Origin of the sequence: Actinoplanes sp. NPDC048796, from assembly GCF_040650035.1 — a bacterium.
Lineage (GTDB): Bacteria > Actinomycetota > Actinomycetes > Mycobacteriales > Micromonosporaceae > Actinoplanes.
Window position 1 is genome coordinate 591,553 of record NZ_JBEZGO010000003.1, and the last position, 17,930, is coordinate 609,482.

The window sequence follows — 17,930 nt, forward strand, 5'->3', positions numbered from 1 at the left end:
TCGAGCCATGCGGAAACGAATTCTCGGCAACGGCCTGGAGGTCTCGGCGATCGGTTTCGGCGCGATGGGGATGAGCCAGGGCTACGGCTCGTCCCCGGACCGCGCCAAGATGATCACTCTGCTCCGGCGGGCGGTGGAGCGTGGCGTCACCCTTTTCGACACCGCTGAGGTCTACGGGCCGTACGTCAATGAAGAGCTGGTCGGCGAGGCGCTCGAGCCGGTGCGGGACCAGGTCGTGATCGCCACCAAGTTCGGCTTCGCGATCGGCGCTGACGGGGTGGACAGCCGCCCGGCGCACATCCGGGAGGTGGCCGAGGCGTCGCTCCGGCGGCTCCGGGTCGACACGATCGACCTGTTCTACCAGCACCGCGTCGACCCGTCGGTGCCGATCGAGGACGTGGCGGGCGCCGTCAAAGAGCTGATCGCGGAGGGCAAGGTACGGCATTTCGGCATGTCCGAGGCCGCGGCCGCGACGATCCGCCGTGCGCACGCGGTGCAGCCGGTGACCGCTCTGCAGAGTGAGTATTCGCTGTGGTGGCGGCGGCCGGAGACCGAGGTGTTCCCGACCCTGGAGGAGTTGGGCATCGGTTTCGTGCCGTTCAGCCCGCTCGGCCGCGGCTTCCTCACCGGCAAGATCGACGCCAGCACGTCGTTCGATCAATCGGACATGCGGCTCTCGCTTCCGCGTTTCTCGGCCGAGGCCCGCGCGGCCAACCAGGCGCTGGTCGACCAGCTCGGCGCGATCGCCGCCGGCAAGGGGGCGACGCCCGCGCAGATCGCGCTGGCCTGGCTCCTCGCCCAGAAGCCGTGGATCGTCCCGATCCCGGGCACCCGGCGGTTGGAGCGCCTGGAGGAGAACCTGGGCGGCGCGACCGTGGAGCTCACCGAGGGCGACCTCGAGGAGATCGAGGCCGCCCTGGCGAGGGTGGCGGTCGTGGGTGACCGCTACACCGAGAGCGCGGAGCGCAAGACGAACCTTTAGCGGTCGCTGATCAGCAGGCCGGGCACGACGGTCCGCCCGGTCCGGAACTCCGTGTAGGCCCATTGCTCGACGTCCGGCTGCGGGCCGACCGGGGTCAGCGTGACCTGGCCGTTCCCGCCGCGCTCGACCTGAGCCGGCGTGTTGATGGTGGCGTTGTGCCGGTCACCGCGCTGCGGGACGACGGTCACGCCGAGCTGGTAGGGAATCTCCGGCGTGTACGTCGACTGGGCGTGCACATAGGCCGTGTAGACGCCCGGCGGCGGGAAGAACCGTGCGATCCGCTCGTTGCTGTGCCAGAAGGCCCAGCTCCGCTCGACCAGTTTGCCGTCCTTGTAGAGGTAGAGGTCGAGGTTGATGTTCGGGTCGTCGGACGCGGTCTGCACGATGAGGCCGGCCGCACCGGGCGGCACGACGATCTTCGTGCCCTGCGTTCCGACCCCGCCGGGCGCGAAGGAGCCGCCGCTGACCGTCGTGCTGAGCTTCTTGCCGGCCCACTTGACCGGGGTATATCCGGTGGTACGGCCGGTCAGCGGACCGGTGAAGCCGGGCTCCAGGGATCCCTGGCCGAGTCCGCCCGTGCGGCCGAACTCGAGGCCGGTGTCGTCGTACGGCCGCGGCGTGAAGCCCCACGGCCGGGCGGCGACGGTGAGCCGCACGCGGTGCTTGTCACCGCGCAGGACCAGCGATCCCGTCGAGTAGCGGTCCCAGGTCGCGCTGCCCCGGGCCAGCGTGATGGTGACCGCAGCGGTCGCTCCCGGCCGTACCGTGAACGTGCGCGGGCTGATGGAGACGTCCATACCGGACAGGCCGTCGACGCCGGCCCGATAGGTCTCCGTACGGCCGCTGACGTTGGTGAATTTCCGGACGAGCCGCACCGGGTGCAGGCCGTCGTACTCGCGCAGCGCGATCGACGGCAGGTTGAGCTCCTTGCCGTCGGGCGCGGCGGCCGCGGCGAAGGCGGTCAGGGAGTCGGCGGACGGCTCGACCACCAGACCCGGATCCGAGGCCTTGGCGACCGCCGGCAGCCCGGAACCTTGCTGCAAGGGGCTGGTCGTGGCCTTGGTGTCACCCGCGGTGGTCCGCAGCGCGGAGGCCACCGCGCCGGGCGACCATCCCGGGTGCCGGGCCCGCAGCAGTGCGGCCATGCCGGCCACGTGCGGGGCCGCCATCGAGGTGCCGGAGTACGCGTCGAACAGCCGCCCGCCGGCCATCGGCGACACCGCCGCGACGACGTCGACGCCGTCCGCGACGAGATCCGGCTTCTGCAGTCCGGTGTGCACCTGGTCCGGTCCGTACGAGGAGAGTCCGGCCACGCTGGGCAGTCCGGCCAGGCTCGACCCGTCGCCGCCGGTCACCAGCGCCGCCGTGCCGTCGTCGCGGTGCGCCCACAGGTAGTTGAAGATCTGCCCGGCCTGCTCGGTGCTCCACAGGTAGACCGTGGGGAAGTCGTAGATGACGTTGAGCCGCGCGTTGCCGTTGGTCTGGAAGAGCACGACGCCCACGCCGCCCTTGGCCTTGACCTCCTCGACCGCCCCGGTCGCGCTGTCGAAGTCGCAGGCCACGATCTTGCCCTTGATCTTGGCCGCGTCGAGGCTGCCGCCGAGGCAGAACTGGGCGCCGTCCTCGACCGAGCCGGCCCGGTCGGCGAAGACGATCGGGGTCCGCTGCCGCGAGGGCAGCACGTCCATCGACGTACCGACGATCTTCGTGCCGTCGCCGAGGCGAACGGTCGCCTCGTTGGCCCGCTCGACCGCCGCGCCGACCGTGGTCACCCACGGCTCGGCGTTGCTGATCATGCCGGACCAGCCGTCGTTGCCGGCCGAGGCGGACACGAAGACCCCGGCCAGGTACGCGTTGAGGAACGCGTTCCCGATCGGGCTGTTGGCCTGGTAGTCGCCCATCGCGTTGCCGATGGAGTAGTTGATGACGTCCACGCCGTCGGCCACCGCGGCGTCGATCGCGGCGATGATGTCGGCGTCGGTGCCGGAGCCGCCCCACAGCGCCTTGTAGACGGCGATCTGCGCGTCCGGTGCCACCCCGGAGATCGGGCCGAGGTCACGCCCGAGCACCATCGCGTGCTTGACCGGCAGGCCCGCCGCGGTCGAGGCGGTGTGCGTGCCGTGTCCCTGCATGTCGCGGGCCGAGAGCACTTCGCCGTCGGGCAGCGATCCGGCCATGGCCAGCCAGCCGTCGGCGAAGTAGCGGGCGCCCACGATCTTGCCGTTGCACGCGGACGCCGGGAAGCCCTCGCCCACCTGGCAGGTGCCGTGCCATCCCTTCGGCGCGGGCATGGTCGCCGCGAACGACGCGCTCTCCGGCCAGATGCCGGTGTCGATCACGCCGACGACGACGCCGGAGCTCTTGCCGGGTTTCGCCGTGGGCGTGGCGGCCGCCGTCTTGCCGGTTCCGCCGAGGGACGCGGCCTCGGCCTTGACCATCTGCGCCTTGCTGACGGCGGCGACGCGCGGGTCCTTGGCCAGCGCGGTCGCCTGGGCTCCGGTCAGCTTCGCGGTGAAGCCGTTGAAGGCGGTCGTGTAGGTCTGCCGCGCGGTCACCCCGAGGTCGCCCAGCACGTCGCGCTGCGCCTCGCCGAGGTGCTTGCGATATCTCTCGGCCGCGGCCGAGTGGGGCTCGAGGTCCTGCCCGGCCGCCGGCCGGGTCGGGGCCAGACCGTCGACCCCTCCGGTGTACGACGTGACGGGCGCCTCCCGGAGACGGACCACGTACTGGCCGTCGGTGAGGGCGGCGGTCGCCGCGCCCGGGCGGAGGGCGGCACCGCCGGTGAGCGTCGCCGGGGTCCGTCCGTCGCGCAGAAGGCCGAGGTCGGGCAGGGGTGTGCCCGGTGCCGCCGCCCGCGCGGGCCCACCGAGACCGGTCACGGTCAGGGTGAGGGAAACGGTGAGCGCGGTCAGCGCTCTGAGGCTCGTGGCCACGAGTCTCCTTTCTCGGATGAGAGAGAAGGGTGTTGATGTGGCCGACAGTCCACTCTGAACCGGTTAAGCCCAGATACCTGGATCATTACGATTGCTTCACGCCGCACCGCATCGACCGAACGGTCCAGTACCGACCACCTGTGCCGGTACTGGCGCCATCGGTTCGGCCACAGTTGATCCACAGATGACGATCGTGTGCCTTACGCTTCGCGTACATAGACCACGGGGGTCCTCAATATGCACAAGGTTCGAGCCGTCCTGACGGCCGTGGCGGTCGCCTGCACCGCCGCCGTCACCGTCACCTCAGCCGCCAGTCCGGCCCTGGCCGGCCCGCCCGCCCTCAGCGGCGGCGTCGTCCTGCCGATCGACAATCCCAGCCGGGTCGTCGTCGATCCGATCCACAAGCGGGTGCTGGTCACCGACCCGAAAGCCGGCGAGGCGCTCTGGCTGTCCTACTTCGGCGGGGTGCAGAACCGCTACACCCTCGCTCCGGGCATCGAGGGCATCGCGCTCACGCCCGACTTCTCGACCGCGTACTTCGCCTCGTCGGGCTACTACAACTCGATCAGCGAATACGACATGGCGACCGGGTCCAACGAGGGCATCCATGTCCTCGACCCGTCACTGCGCGTGCGCACCGTCGCGGTGGCCGGCGGCCTCGTGTGGTTCGGTTACGACACCAAGGGCAAGGACTCGCCCGGCGGCTTCGGGTCGCTCGACCCGGCCACCGACAAGGTGACGCTGCACGACCTCCCGGCCGCCGTGCACGGCGCCCCCGAGCTGATCACCTCACCCGGCGCCCCGGACACCCTGGTCGTGGCCGACGTCTCCGGCAACGCCGAGACCAGCGGTAACCTCGCCGTCCTGGACGTGACCGGCGCCGGCCCGGCCGTCACGAGCAAGGGCAAGTTCAGCGACGGCCTGCTGCACGGGGTCGAAGTCTCGGCCGACGGCTCCACGCTGATCGGCTACGGATACGGCTGCCTGGTCTGGAAGGCGCCGATCGCCGACCCCGCCAAGCGGGCCCAGGCCTTCCACAACGGCTTCTGCGACACGGAGACGTCCGACGTCAACACCGACGGCCGGGTCGCCCTCGGATACAGCAACACCAACGGCACGACCGACGTGGCGATCTCGCCGGCCGGCTCCGAGCTTCCGGCCGAGCAGTTCCTGGCCCCGAACACCGACCGGGTCACGCACGTCACCTGGGAACCGGGCGGCGACCGGCTCTTCGTCCTCAGCCGCGGCGCCGACGCGGGCAACTCCGAGGTGCGGTTCTGGCCCCTCCACGGATCTCAGCCGAAATACACGACGCTGACCGCGACGGCTCCGGCGACCACTCCCGTGGGCGTGCCCCTGAAGATCACCGGCACCGTCGGCGTGCCCAGTGCCCCGGTCCGGCTCTACCGCACGGACGCGACCGCGCCCGGCAAGACCGAGGTCGACTTCGTTCAGGCCGACGCGGCCGGCCGCTTCACTCTGACCGACCGGCCCGACGCGGGCACGGTCAAGTACACCGTCTCGTACGCCGGCGACGACACGTACGCGCCGATCTCGACCACGCGCTCGGTCGTGGTGTCCCGCAACGCCACGGCGCTGTCGCTGAGCCCCAACAACACGGTGAACAACTACGGCTCCACGGTCACGGTGACCGCGCGCCTGGGCAAGACGTACTCCAACCGGACGCTGGAGATCTGGGCCGACCCGTACGGCACCGAGCCGCTTCGGCTGGTGCGCAAGACCGTGACGGACGCCAAGGGCAACCTGACCGCCAAGCTCAAGCTGACCCGCACCACCGCCGTGCAGGTCAAGTTCGCCGGTGACGCCCAGTACGCTCCGGCGTCGGCCCGCTCGGTGCTCAACACCCGGGCCGCCGTGAGCCTGCAGCCGTCGCGGCAGTACCGGACGGCCAAGGTCGGCTCGGTGACCTACCGCTTCTTCCGCAAGAAGGTGCACCCGTACTTCCTGACCACCATGACCCCGTACCCGGGCCGCAAGCAGCGGTTGACCCTCGAGGTCTACTCCGGCGGCAAGTGGAAGGCCTGGCGCGTGCTCAACCTGCCGCTCAACGCGGCCGGAAAGTCGGCCTTCACGCTGACCGGCACCCACGCCGTCGGCGCCAAGTACCGGGCCCGCACCGGCTATGTCACCAAGACCTCCGGTGACACGGTCAACTACACCAACTACAGCCCGTACTACTACTTCACCTTCACGAAGTGACGCGCATGAACAAGATCAGAGCAACCCTGACGGCGGCTGTGGTCGCCGGTACCGCCGCGGTCACCGTCGTCGGCGGCACCGGCCCGGCGGCCGCGGCGGCCGCACCCGTCGCTCTCGGCCCGGGCGCCTACGTGCCGATCAACGGCGTCGGTGACGTCGCCGTCGACCCGGTACGCAAGCGGGTCCTGGTCACCGACGCCACTACCAGCTCGCTGAACTCGCTGTCGTACTTCGGTGGCGTGCAGAAGACCGTGGCGGCCGGATGGAACGCCGGCGCGGTGACGCTCTCACCCGACTATTCGACCGTCTACGTCGCGTCGCCGGACGAGCACAAGATCACCGCCTTCGACGCGGCCACCCTGAGCACCAAGCGCACGTACGACCTGGGCGGCGAGGTGTGGACGCGCCACCTCGCCTTCACCAGCGGCAAGATCTGGTTCGCCTACGACGGCGGCATGGGCTCGCTCGACCCGGCCACCGGCGAGACGACCCTCTACGACCTCGACAACGACGCCTGGGTCGACCCGCTGCTGATCACCGCCAAGGGCGCACCGGGGACCCTGGTCGTCGCCAACGCCTGGCGCTACTCCGTTGGCAACGGCGACCTGTTCGTCTACGACGTGTCGAGCGGCGAGGCGGTCCTGAAGACCAAGGGCCGGTTCGGTGACGGCACGCTGCGCGATGCCGCGCTCACCCCGGACGGGTCGACGCTGATCGGCTTCGGCAACGAGTGCCCGATCTGGAAGGCGCCGGTCACCGACCCGGAGAAGCGCACCACGATCTACGACAACGGCATCTGCCGCCCCGACTCGATCGACATCAACGACGACGGACGGGTCGCGATCGGGTACGGCAACACGAACGGCGCGACCGATCTCGCGGTCTTCACCCCCGGCTCGCAGGCACCGGCCGAGCAGTACACGACCGATCCCGGCGAGGAGATCTGGTGGCCCGCCTGGGAGCCGGGCGGCAACCGGCTGTTCGGGGTCGGCAACCTCGGCAAGGACTGGCGCTTCCACGCGGTCCACGGCTCGGCGCCGGTCCGGTCCACGATCACGATCAGCGCACCGGCGATCGCCGCCCCCGGCCGTCCCGTCCAGGTCACCGGCAAGGTCAGCCAGCCCGGTGCGCGCGTCGAGCTCATCGTCGACGCGAACGCGCCCACCGACGTCTTCCACGCCGACACGGCCGTCGCCAACGCGTCCGGGCAGTTCACCCTGACCGACACCCGGCCCGAGACCGGCACGTACACCTATACCGTCGTCTACGCCGGAACCGACACGATCGCTCCGGCGTCGGCGAGGACGAGCATCACGGCGCAGAACACTCCCGAGCTCATGCTGCGGCCCAACAACACGGTCAGCAACTACGGCGCGACGGTCACCGTGACCGCGCACCTCGGCAAGACGTTCACCAACCGGGCGGTGCAGATCTGGGCCGACCCGTACGGCAGTGAGCCCGCCCGGCTGCTGCGGTGGACGAACGTCGACGCCAAGGGCAACCTGACGGCCTCGCTGAAACTGACCCGGACCACGGCGGTGCAGGTCAAGTTCCTCGGCGACAACCTGTACGCCGCGACGTCGGCCCGCTCGGTGCTCAACACCCGGGCCGCTGTCAGCCTTCTGCCGTCACGGCAGTACAAGGCCGCCAAGATCGGCTCGGTGCCCTACCGCTTCTACCGCAGGAACGTGCACCCGTACTTCCTGACCACCATGACCCCGTACCCGGGCCGCAAGCAGCGGTTGACCCTCGAGGTCTACTCCGGCGGCAAGTGGAAGGCCTGGCGCGTCCTCTACCTGCCGCTCAACGCGGCCGGAAAGTCGGCCTTCACGCTGACCGGCACCCACGCCGTCGGCGCCAAGTACCGGGCCCGCGCGGGCTACGTCACCACGTCGTCGGGTGACACGGTCAACTACACCAACTACAGCCCGTACTACTACTTCACCTTCACGAAGTAGCGGCCCAGGGGCCTTCAGGGTCGAGCCGCCGGAGCACCGCGAGGAGCTCCGGCGGCTCGACCCTCTCCGTCATGGTGGACAGTTCCGTCCAGGGCACCCACGCGTGCCGGTCGAGGTCGTTCTGTTCGTAATCCAGCAGGCCGTCACGGCGTACCACCGGCTCGTCGGCGGTGAAATGGGCCAGGAACCACTGCTCGGGCCCCCGATAGCGGCGGCCCTTCCACCGGGTGTCGCGGTGGACGTCGAGGCCGGGGCCGTCGACCTCGACCGTCAGGCCGGTCTCCTCCAGCAGTTCCCGCCGCGCCGTCTCGGCCGGCGTCTCACCCGGCTCGATGCCGCCGCCGGGCGGTTCCCACAGGTACGAGCCGTCGTACGGGTCCCGCCAGCGCATCAAAAGGATCCGGCCGCCCGCGTCGACACAGACGACGCGAGCGGCCGGACGGAACGGCGCTATCTCCACACAGGGGACGTTACTTGGTGACCTTCGCCGTGAAGGTCCTCGGCGCGGAGGAGTTGCCGGCCTTGTCGGCCGCCCAGTAGGTGACCTTCAGGGTTCCCTTCGCGACGCCCTTGACGCCGACGCTCCAGACGGCGCCCGCGCTCAGCGTGGTGTCGGTGAGCACCTTGGCCTTGGCCGCGGCCTGCGACTGCGACGCCGCCTTGACCCACTTGGCGCCGTTGAAGTAGTACCACTTGCCCGAGCGCTGCTGGATCAGCTTCGCCTGCACCTTGGCCACGCCCAGGCCCCGGTCGGCGGCGCGGCCGGAGACCTTGCCCCACGACGACGCCCGCTCGGCGTGATGCGGCGCGGTCAGGGTGGCCGACGGGGCGACCTTGTCGACAGTGACCTTGACCGAACCGGCCGTCACCGTGGTGCCGGTGCCCGCCACGTTCCACGGCGTGACCGTCACCTTGAAGGCGCCGCCCTTGGCGTAGGTGTGCCTCAGGACCGCGCCCTTGGCGGAGACGGTGGCCGTGGCCCCGTCGCCCCAGGCGACGACCAGCTTGGTCGCGCCGTTCACCGGGCCGACGGCGAGCGACGCCGACTGCCTGACCCAGATCGACGACGGCGCGAGCACCGTCCGGACCGGGGGTTGCGCCGACGCCCGGACCGTGGGAGCGCCCATGAACGTGGCCGCGGCGCTGTTGCCCGCCTCGTCCGTCAGCGCCACCGACACCGTGTACGTGCCGGCCTTGGCGTACCTGTGGGTCGCGGTCGTCGTGCCGGCGGCCAGGGTCTGCGGCACGCTGCCGTCGCCCCAGGTGACCACCCGCTTGATCGCGGACACGGCGCTGACGTCGTCGCTGAGCGCGATCTGGGTCAGCGTCGCCGACTGGCCGGCCCAGAGGGCGACGGCCGCCCCGTTGAGCGCGAACCGGCCGGTGGGCGCGGTCGCGTCGAGCACGCCCGCGGTGGAGCGCGGCTTCGGGTCGGCGGTGATCGGCGTGTACTTGGCGAAGTAGTTGACCAGCATGGTCAGGTCGTTGTCGCCGGTGGTCACCTTGTCGTCGCCCTTGCCGAGGGTGGCGAAGTTGTCGCCGCCCGCCGCCAGGAACGAGTTGCTGGTGACCCGGTACTCGCCGAGCGGGTCGAGGGTGACGCCGTTGAGCTTGAGGCTCGAGGCGATGATCCGCGAGTTCTGCGGCTTGTTCACGTCGTAGGAGTAGGTGAGCCCCTTCGACGAGCCCAGGTGCAGCACCGGGCGGGACGCCCCGGCCGGCTGCCACTGCTCCTCCAGCACCTGCTTGATCTCGGCGCCGGTGAGCGTCTGGGTCACCACGTCGTTGGCGAACGGCTGGACCGAGAACGCGTTGGCGTACGTGACCGTGCCGTCGGTGCCGTACTTGAGGTCCGCCCGCAGGCCGCCCGGGTTCATGAAGGCGATCTGCGCGCCGCCCCGGCCGGGAGCGCTGGTCTGGTCGAGCTGGACGTCGGCGATGAAGTTGCCCAGCACCGACTCGGCGCCACGGTCCTCGGCGCCGGCCGCCGTGTAGGCCCGGTTGATGTCCGCGGTGATCTTGCCGAGCGGCTGCTTGCCGAGCTCCTCGGCGGTCGCCTTGGCCTTGGTCACGATCTCCGCGACCGCGGCGTCGGCCGGGTAGCCGGTGACGTTGAGCAGCTCGGCCGTCGACTTGGTGACCGACTTGGTGGCCGGGTCGTAGGTCAGCACGGCCTTGCCGAGCTTGAGGCCGTAGTCCTCGGCCTGGATGACCGGACGGGTCCGGTCGGTGCCGGGAACCGGAACCTCGAAGGCGTACGGCTGGTGGGTGTGGCCGCTGAAGATGACGTCGATGTTCGCGTCGACCTTGGTGAAGTTCCCGAACACCGGGTCGTTCTGCAGCGCCTGGGCCGAGCCGATGTTGGCGGTGGCCGCGCCCTCGTGGGCGAGCAGCACCAGCACGTCGGCCTCGCCGTTGGCCTCGTTGCCGTCGGAGAGCTGCTTGGCCAGGGTGTTGGCCTCGGCGACCGGGTCGTGGAACTCGACGCCGGCGATGCCGTCCGGGCTGACCAGCGACCTGGTCTGCTCGGTGACGACGCCGATGTAGCCGACCTTGACGCCGCCGACCGTCTGCACGCTGTAGCCGGGCAGGACCCGCTGGCCGCCCTTGTAGACGTTCGCGGCCAGGTACGGGAACTGCGCCCGGTCCTCGACGCGGCCCAGCAGGTCGGCCAGGCCCTTGTCGAACTCGTGGTTGCCGACCGCCGAGACGGCCAGGCCGCCCGCGTTCAGCGCGTCGATCGTCGGGTTGTCGCCGTCGATGGCCGAGATGAAGGTGGACGCGCCGATGTTGTCACCGGCCGAGACCCACGCGGTGTTCGGGTTCTGCGCGCGCAGGGCGTTGACCATCCCGACCAGCTGGGCGGCGCCGCCGTTGCCGGCGGTCGGCTGCTCGAGCCGGCCGTGGAAGTCGTTAACGCTCAGCAGCTGGAGGTCGACCGGACCCTGCGTGGTCTTCAGGCCGATGACCACGGGGTCGTGGTCGCTGGCCCGATAGGGGTCCGGCGCGTAGAACGGCGCGTAGCCGTCGTACTCGTACGCGAAGGACTCACCCGAGTTGATGTTCCAGATGTCCACGCCGGTGACCCGCTTGGCCAGCGACGGCGTCGCGAGAGCGTGGTCGAGCGAGCCGGACTCGCCGCTGAAGACGTACGAGTTCTTGTCCGGAGCGAACGTGGAGTGCAGGTCGCTGTAGCCCGCGTCGTACAGGGCCCGCATCGGGTCCTCTTGCGTGTACGCGTTGAAGTCGCCCAGCAGCAGCACCTCGTCGCTGCCGCTGGAGGTCTTCAGCCCGTCGACGAACGTGGCCAGCGCCTTCGCCTGCCGGACCCGGTCGCCGTTGTACGCGCCCTGCCCGTCCCCGGTGTCGACGTTGTCGCCGGTCGGCGCGACCGACGCGCTCTTCGACTTGAGGTGGTTGGCGACCACGGTGAAGGTCGTCGACCCGGCCGTGAAGGTCTGCGCGATCGGCTCGCGGGCGTTGGCCCACACCGTCTCGTCGCTCAGCGACCGGGACGGGCCCTTGGCCGCCACCTTGGCCGGCTTGAAGATGATGGCCGTGGTGATGAAGTCCTGCTCGGCCGCGCCCGGCAGCTCGGCCGGCGAGCGCACGTAGTCCCACGTGCCCGCGCCGTCGGCCTCGTTCAGGGCGCCGACCAGGGTCTTGAGCGCCTTCTGGGGGTCGTTCGGCTCGAAGCGGACCGAGTTCTCGATCTCCATGAGCGCGACCACGTCGGCGTCGAGCGAGGTGATCGCCGAGACGATCTTGGCCTGCTGCTTGGCCAGCGCCGCCGCGTCGGTGGCGCCGCGGGCCTCGCCACCGAAGTGGACGAAGTAGTTCAGGACGTTGAAGCTGGCGACCTTGAGGTCGCCGCCGACGGCGGCCGGGGCGCTGGTCCGCGGGTTCGTGTCCTTGAACGTGGTGCGCGACGCCGCCGATGTGTCCGCGTCGACCGGGGTGGTCGGCTGGAGGCGCCAGTCGTTGAGGCTGTAGCCGAGCACGGCCGGCCCGAACTTCTCGACGGTGTCGCCGACCCGGACCGGGTCGTTCTTGGCGAGGTACGGCGGCGCGAGGCCGGCGCTCGACAGGTTGGTGCTCTTGCCGTCGTCGAGCAGGATCCGGGCGGCCTTGTTGCCGGCCTTCACCTTGGCGGCGGCGTCGGTGCCGGGCCGGGCCACGTCGGTCGGCACGCGGGCCGCCTCGTCGCCGGCGGCCAGGACGACCTCGCCGTACCGGTTGGTGTTGTAGACGTCGGAGACGGTGAAGGCGCCGACCGGGGCGACCAGCATGCCCTCGACCGACTCGCGGGCCGCGTCGTCCAGCGGGAGGCTCAGCGCGACCGGGGCCGGCAGCGGCGCGTTGCTCGCGCAGACCTGCACGTCGGCCTTGGCCGCGGTGGTGATCTCGGTGAGCCCGTTGAACTCGCTGACCGTGCCGGTGACCCGCACCAGGTCGCCGACGGCGACGGACGGGTGGACCGCGGTGTTGGTCGTGAAGTAGGCGAAGATCGCGTCCGAGGCGGTGCCCGCCTTGACCGCGCGGTCGCCGCCGCTGCCGGCCGTCTGGACGTAGACGCCGTTGTAGCCGCCGGTGCGGTGGTCGGCGGTGACGACACCCTCGACGGTGACCTTGGTGCCGGCCAGCTCGGAGGCCGTGCCGGTGCCCTGCACCTCGGCGATCTTGTTGGTGACCGCTGTGGTGCAGCCGGGCTGCGGCTCCTCCGGCTCCTGCGGCGTGGTCCCGTTCACGGTGCCGAACGAGCTGGTGGCCGGCCCCTGCCACGTGCCGTCGATCTTCTGCAGCGACTGGCCGACCGGGGTCGACGTGGTCTCGGCGACGCCGAGGTCGACGCTGGTCTGGCCGGCGGCCGGGCCGCCGGCCGCGGTCATCGTGCCCTCGTACGAGAGGAACTCGGCGACCGATCCGTCCGGCTTGACCAGGGCGACGCCGTCGGGGGCGCCGTTCTGGAGGCCGTCGGTGGGGTAGTTCTGGACGACCACGCCGGCCGCCGGGACGGCGCCGCTGAGCGTGGCGGTGTTGTAGACGGCGTTGTTGGCGCCGTTGTAGAGGGCGAGCTGCCAGCCGCTCAGGTCGAATCCGGCCGGAGCCTGGATCTCGATGGCCTCGCCGCTGTCGGTGCCGGCGTTGTCATAGTGGATCTCACTGATGTACGGCGTCACGTCGGCCGCGACGGCCGGTCCGGCCATCGTCAGGCCGAGCGCGGTGACGAGGCCGGTGGCGGCCACGCCGTGTCTATATCGACGCATAGAGATATGTCCTCCGATGGACGTTGATCCGTCGGAGATTATGGATCTCGAATGACGTTCAATTCTCTTTCAGGTAACGAATAGGCATTCCCGCAGGTAAAAGCATGGCCCCGCCTCGCCATGCGACGAAACGGGGCCTCGCTCTTCTTAACGATCCTTAATGGATCAGAACGGGCGGTTCGACAGCTCCCTCGCCGCTCTCGTTCTTCGCGATCCGCTTCTTCGGGAGGAAGGCGATCGGGATCAGCGTGGCCACGGTGAGAAGGAAGCCGACCCAGAACGTGGTGGCGAACGAGTCGGCCGCCCACTGCAGGCCCCGCTGAAGGATTTCCGGCGGCAGCGGGATCTTGGCGCCCTGCTGCACGGCGATGGCCGCACCGGCCTCGGTGATCGGCTCGCCGTTGTTCGGGTTGGTCAGGCCGGGGATCTCGGCCGAGCCGTTGAGCTGGCTGGTCAGGATCACCGACATGATCGCGGTACCGATCGAGCCGCCGATCTGCTGAAGGATGTTCACCAGCGTGGACCCGCGGGCCACCTCGGAGTGCGACAGCGTCCGCAGCGCCGACGTCATGATCGGCATCATGGTGCCGCCCATGCCGAGGCCCATCACGAACAGCGAGCCGCACAGCAGCACGTACGACGTGTCGGTGCCGACCTGGGTGAAGGTGAAGAAGCCGGCGGCGATCAGGGCCATCGCGAACGGGACAGTACGGCCCACCGGCACCTTGTCGGCCAGCATGCCGGCGATCGGCATGGTCAGCATCGCGCCCAGGCCCTGCGGCGCCATCAGCAGACCGGCGTTCAGCGTCGACTCACCGCGGACCTGCAGGAAGTAGCTCGGGAAGAGCAGACCGGCGCCCATGAACGCGATGACGAAGACGAACAGCGAGATGGTCGCGATCGTCAGGCTGCGGTTGCGGAACAGCCGCAGGTCGAGCAGCGGGTGGCGCGGCTTGAACGAGTAGAGGACGAAGCTGATCACCAGGAGCGCGCCGACGAGCATGGGCACCCACACCTTGGCGGCCGTGACGGTTCCGGTCTCCGGGAGCGACGAGACGCCGTACAGGAAAAGTGCCAGACCCGGCGACAGCATGAGCATGCCGACGAAGTCGAAGGACTCCGACGGGTGCGGCTCGTCCTTGGGCAGCACGACGAACGCGTAGACCAGCGCGATCGCGCCGATCGGGATGTTGATCAGGAAGACCCAGTGCCAGCTGGCCACGTCGATCAGCCAGCCGCCGAGGATCGGGCCGCCGATCGGGCCGAGCAGCATCGGAACGCCGAGCACGGCCATGAGCCGCCCGATCCGGTCCGGACCGGCCGCCCGCGTCATGATCGTCATGCCGATCGGCATGAGCATGCCGCCGCCGAGACCCTGCAGCACGCGGTAGCCGACCAGCTGCTCGATCGACCCGGCGGTCGCGCAGAGCGCCGAGCCGAGCGTGAACAGCAGCAGCGCCATCATGTAGAGCCGCTTGGTGCCGAACCGGTCGGCGGCCCAGCCGCTGAGCGGGATCACGGTGGCCAGGGCCAGCGTGTACCCCGTCATGGTCCACGCGACCTCGGCGTACGTCGCGTCGAACTCGGTCTGGAAGGTGGGCAGGGCGACGCTGACCACGGTGATGTCGAGAATCGACATGATCGCGCCGAGGACCACGACCCCGGCGATCTTCAACACATGAGCGTCAAGCTTGTTGGGTGGCGCGGCGGCTTGCTCTGTCACGGAAAACTCCAGGGTTGGCTTCCGGCATCAACGCGCTCGCAGGTCAGAAGGGCCGCGCGCGCTCAGCAGACGGCGATAGTTGCATTACACACCGATCAGCCGCATCAGGTTTTCAGCTTGTCAGTCTTCTGCCAGTCACCTGCGCGGGTGGCTGAGGAGCAGCGAAAACATCCCAGCTCAACGCATTGATCAACCTGAGAGCCGTGTCGAACGTCACTATCGGTGAGCCGCGGTCCCGGCGCCGGAAGAACCACCGGCGCAGGGTCTCTGGCGCGGGCCCTGGGCTGAGCCACGGGAACGATCGGGCGACCGTTCCCGCCGCTTCCGCCGAGTCAGATCAGCACTTCTGCCAGGCGACGTGGTACGTGGTCTCGATGTTGCCGTCGGTCGAGTCCATGGTCAGGAAACTGGTCGCCTTGGGGCTGGACCAGCCTCGATTGACCCGCAGCTCGGTGTTGATGTTCAGGTAGCGCTCCTCGCCGCACGGCAGGAACGACAGCGACTGGATGCCCACGCTGTCGCTGCGGACCCAGTCACCGTCGGCCGGCCCGGTGAAGTCGTGTTTGATGCGAGTGGACTGTCGCTCGCCCTGGAAGTAATAGTTCGCGCTCTCCGAACCGGTGGCGCCCTTCTCCAGGTGGACGTATCCGCGGTAGTCGGCGCTGGCGATGGCGTACGTGTACCCCTGTGGCACATGCACATCGAGGGCCAGCTGACAGTTCTTGCGGAAATCGGTGGGCTTGGTGTCCGGGCCCACCTGCGCGGTGAATTCGCTGTACGTGACGGTGAACGCTTTGCTGTCCGGCGACACCGTCACCTCGGCGCTGCCGAGGGGGCAGCCGGAGCCGTTGGCGGCCGCCACGTCGATGACCATGTCGTCGGCCGGGCCCGGCGCGGGCGCGGCGTGGGCGGGGGCGCCGGTCGCCACGAGCGAGGCGAGCAGGGTGGCTCCGGTGGTGAGTGCCTTCAGCATGCTGATCCTTCCCGAGTTTGCAGTGTTCCTTTTGCACGTTTGTGCAGGTGGAGGAGCAGCGAGGTGAAACAGCCACTTTCCGGCCGACCGGCCGAGGAGGTGGCCGCCCGTTCGGTTGACCCCGAAATGATCACCTCTCCACCACGGTGTGAATCCGCGTCGGCCGAACGGCCCCCGGGCGATCGGCTGACCAGTCTTGACCTGCGCGTTTGCGCTCCGCAGGTCGTCGCGCTTGACAGGCTCTTCGTAGCGACAGATGTCGCAAAGCTCACATAACGGCTGTCGCGCGGGTCTCTCCGAAGTGCACCGCCGACACGACGAACTCCCACGGGGAAAGGACCACCATGCTGAAGGCACTCACCACCGGAGCCCTCCTGTTCGCCTCTCTGACCGCGAGCGCGGCGGCGGCTCAGGCCGCACCGGCGCCGATCCCGAGCGACGACATGGTCATCGACGTAGCGGCCGCGAACGGCTCCGGTTGCCCCTGGGGCAGCGCCGACGTGACCGTCTCGCCCGACAACAAGGCGTTCACCGTCACGTACAGCCAATTCACCGCACAGACCGGCGCCGGCACCAAACCGACCGACTTCCGCAAGAACTGCCAGCTGGCCTTGAACGTGCACGTTCCGCAGGGCTACACGTACGCCATCGCCGGGGCCGACTACCGCGGTTTCGCCCACCTGGAGAAGGGCGCCTCGGGTACGCAGAGCGCGAACTACTACTTCCAGGGCGAACGACAGTCCACGCGCATCCGCCACAACTTCACCGGGCCGGCCGACGGTGACTGGGTCCGCAGCGACAGCGTCGGTATCCAGTCGTTGTCGTTCCTGCGGTGCGGTGACCAGCGCTACCTCAACGTCAACACCGAGCTGCGGGTGAGCCGGGGCTGGTCCAGCCCCAAGACGACCAGTTTCCTGACCATGGACTCGACCGACGGCAACATCGAGACCGTCTACCGCGTCGCCTGGAAGAAGTGCTGATCGACTCGTACGCCCGGTCGGTCGCCCTCCGCGCCGGCCGGGCTCCCCGGCCCGTCAGCCCTTGATGCAGCAGCCCTTGCAGACTTTCGGCTTGGGCAGGGTGAAGGCCAGGCAGCAGGTCTTGCGCTGAACCTCGAGCTCGCCGCCGGGGCCGGGAACCAGGTCGATCAGGCCGTCGACGCCCAGCGCGCGGTGCAGCCGCGCGATGTTGTCGGCGGACGGGCCCGGGATGACGTCGGCCGAGCGGAGGATGCCCTGGGCGACGCCGGAGCTCAGCGAGCCGAGCAGGGTGCGCTTGCCGAGGCGGACCCGGCCGTGGATGGCGTCCAGCAGCGGGGTCAGGTGGCTGTCGAGCAGCGAGGCCCGCAGCTCGGCCAGCAGGGCTTCCTCGTCCGCCACGACGTGGACGCCGGGGAGGCCGGCGATGGCGATCGGGTCGCCCGGCAGGACCGCGACGGGCGTGTCGGCGCGCAGGCCGAGGGTCACCAGCGGGCGTGCGTCGTTGAAGTGCACGAGGACGTTGTCGCCGGTGAGCAGCGGAACGCGGCGGGCGGAAGCCCAGCCGAGCACGGCCGGCAGCGCCAGCCAGTACGTGTACGCCTTCCAGGCCAGGGCCGCGGCGGCGTGCGGCTGGGCGTTCCAGCGGCGGCGGGCCGAGTCGAGGAGGGTGTCGAGATTTTCGGTGGCGAGAGTGGCGGCGGGAGTCCAGCCGGCCGGGTCGGTGACGACCAGATCGGGGGCGAGGCCGGGGATCTCGGTGCTCGTGCCGAACATGGCACGAAGGGTCGCGGTGACCGGAGCGAGGGGCCGGGGGACGGTGACGGAGCGTGTCACTCGGTGCAGGGCCGTCGTCACTGTGCGCTGCCCGCCGGCGGCGACGAGAGAGGAGCTGTC

10 protein-coding genes are annotated in these 17,930 nt (G+C 69.9%); 4 read left to right on the forward strand and 6 right to left on the reverse strand.

Annotated elements, in window-relative coordinates; genetic code table 11:
• Nucleotides 1-7: 7 nt before the first annotated feature.
• Nucleotides 8-982 carry an aldo/keto reductase gene (locus AB0C26_RS16505; RefSeq protein WP_360247527.1) on the forward strand — a complete coding sequence of 325 codons (975 nt, stop codon included), beginning with the start codon at nucleotides 8-10 and terminating at the stop codon, nucleotides 980-982.
• On the opposite strand, the gene AB0C26_RS16510 is transcribed toward AB0C26_RS16505, so the two are convergent.
• Nucleotides 979-3,915 (reverse strand): S8 family serine peptidase, encoded by a 2,937-nt coding sequence (locus AB0C26_RS16510; protein ID WP_360247529.1) that lies wholly within the window; start codon nucleotides 3,913-3,915, stop codon nucleotides 979-981. The two genes, AB0C26_RS16505 and AB0C26_RS16510, sit on opposite strands and share 4 nt — an antisense overlap.
• A 237-nt stretch (nucleotides 3,916-4,152) precedes the next feature.
• On the opposite strand from AB0C26_RS16510, the gene AB0C26_RS16515 reads away from it, so the two are divergent.
• Together AB0C26_RS16515 and AB0C26_RS16520 are read left to right on the forward strand one after the other, a co-directional pair.
• Nucleotides 4,153-6,135, forward strand: a complete 1,983-nt coding sequence (locus tag AB0C26_RS16515) for a hypothetical protein (protein ID WP_360247531.1) — start codon at nucleotides 4,153-4,155, stop codon at nucleotides 6,133-6,135.
• 5 nt (nucleotides 6,136-6,140) lie between these two features.
• The gene (locus AB0C26_RS16520; protein ID WP_360247533.1) at nucleotides 6,141-8,093 is read left to right on the forward strand and encodes a hypothetical protein; all 1,953 of its coding nucleotides are present in this window, start codon (nucleotides 6,141-6,143) and stop codon (nucleotides 8,091-8,093) included.
• Here the strand turns inward: AB0C26_RS16520 and AB0C26_RS16525 are convergent.
• The 4 genes from AB0C26_RS16525 to AB0C26_RS16540 all read right to left on the reverse strand — a co-directional run bounded on the left by AB0C26_RS16525 (nucleotide 8,083) and on the right by AB0C26_RS16540 (nucleotide 16,056).
• Nucleotides 8,083-8,547: an NUDIX domain-containing protein gene (locus AB0C26_RS16525; RefSeq protein WP_360248279.1), complete on the reverse strand. Its 465-nt coding sequence runs from the start codon at nucleotides 8,545-8,547 to the stop codon at nucleotides 8,083-8,085. The two genes, AB0C26_RS16520 and AB0C26_RS16525, sit on opposite strands and share 11 nt — an antisense overlap.
• Before the next feature lie 16 nt (nucleotides 8,548-8,563).
• The gene (locus tag AB0C26_RS16530) at nucleotides 8,564-13,339 is read right to left on the reverse strand and encodes an ExeM/NucH family extracellular endonuclease (RefSeq protein ID WP_360247535.1); all 4,776 of its coding nucleotides are present in this window, start codon (nucleotides 13,337-13,339) and stop codon (nucleotides 8,564-8,566) included.
• A gap of 178 nt (nucleotides 13,340-13,517) precedes the next feature.
• Nucleotides 13,518-15,083, reverse strand: a complete 1,566-nt coding sequence (locus AB0C26_RS16535; protein WP_360247537.1) for a DHA2 family efflux MFS transporter permease subunit — start codon at nucleotides 15,081-15,083, stop codon at nucleotides 13,518-13,520.
• A gap of 337 nt (nucleotides 15,084-15,420) precedes the next feature.
• A complete protein-coding gene (locus AB0C26_RS16540) occupies nucleotides 15,421-16,056 on the reverse strand; it encodes a DUF4360 domain-containing protein (protein WP_360247539.1) in 636 nt (211 codons plus the stop codon).
• A 344-nt stretch (nucleotides 16,057-16,400) separates the two neighbouring features.
• On the opposite strand from AB0C26_RS16540, the gene AB0C26_RS16545 reads away from it, so the two are divergent.
• Entirely contained in the window at nucleotides 16,401-17,036 is a 636-nt protein-coding gene (locus AB0C26_RS16545; RefSeq protein ID WP_360247541.1) for a DUF4360 domain-containing protein, read from the forward strand.
• 54 nt (nucleotides 17,037-17,090) lie between these two features.
• On the opposite strand, the gene AB0C26_RS16550 is transcribed toward AB0C26_RS16545, so the two are convergent.
• Nucleotides 17,091-17,810, reverse strand: a complete 720-nt coding sequence (locus AB0C26_RS16550; protein WP_360247543.1) for a ferric iron reductase — start codon at nucleotides 17,808-17,810, stop codon at nucleotides 17,091-17,093.
• Nucleotides 17,811-17,930 lie beyond the last annotated feature (120 nt).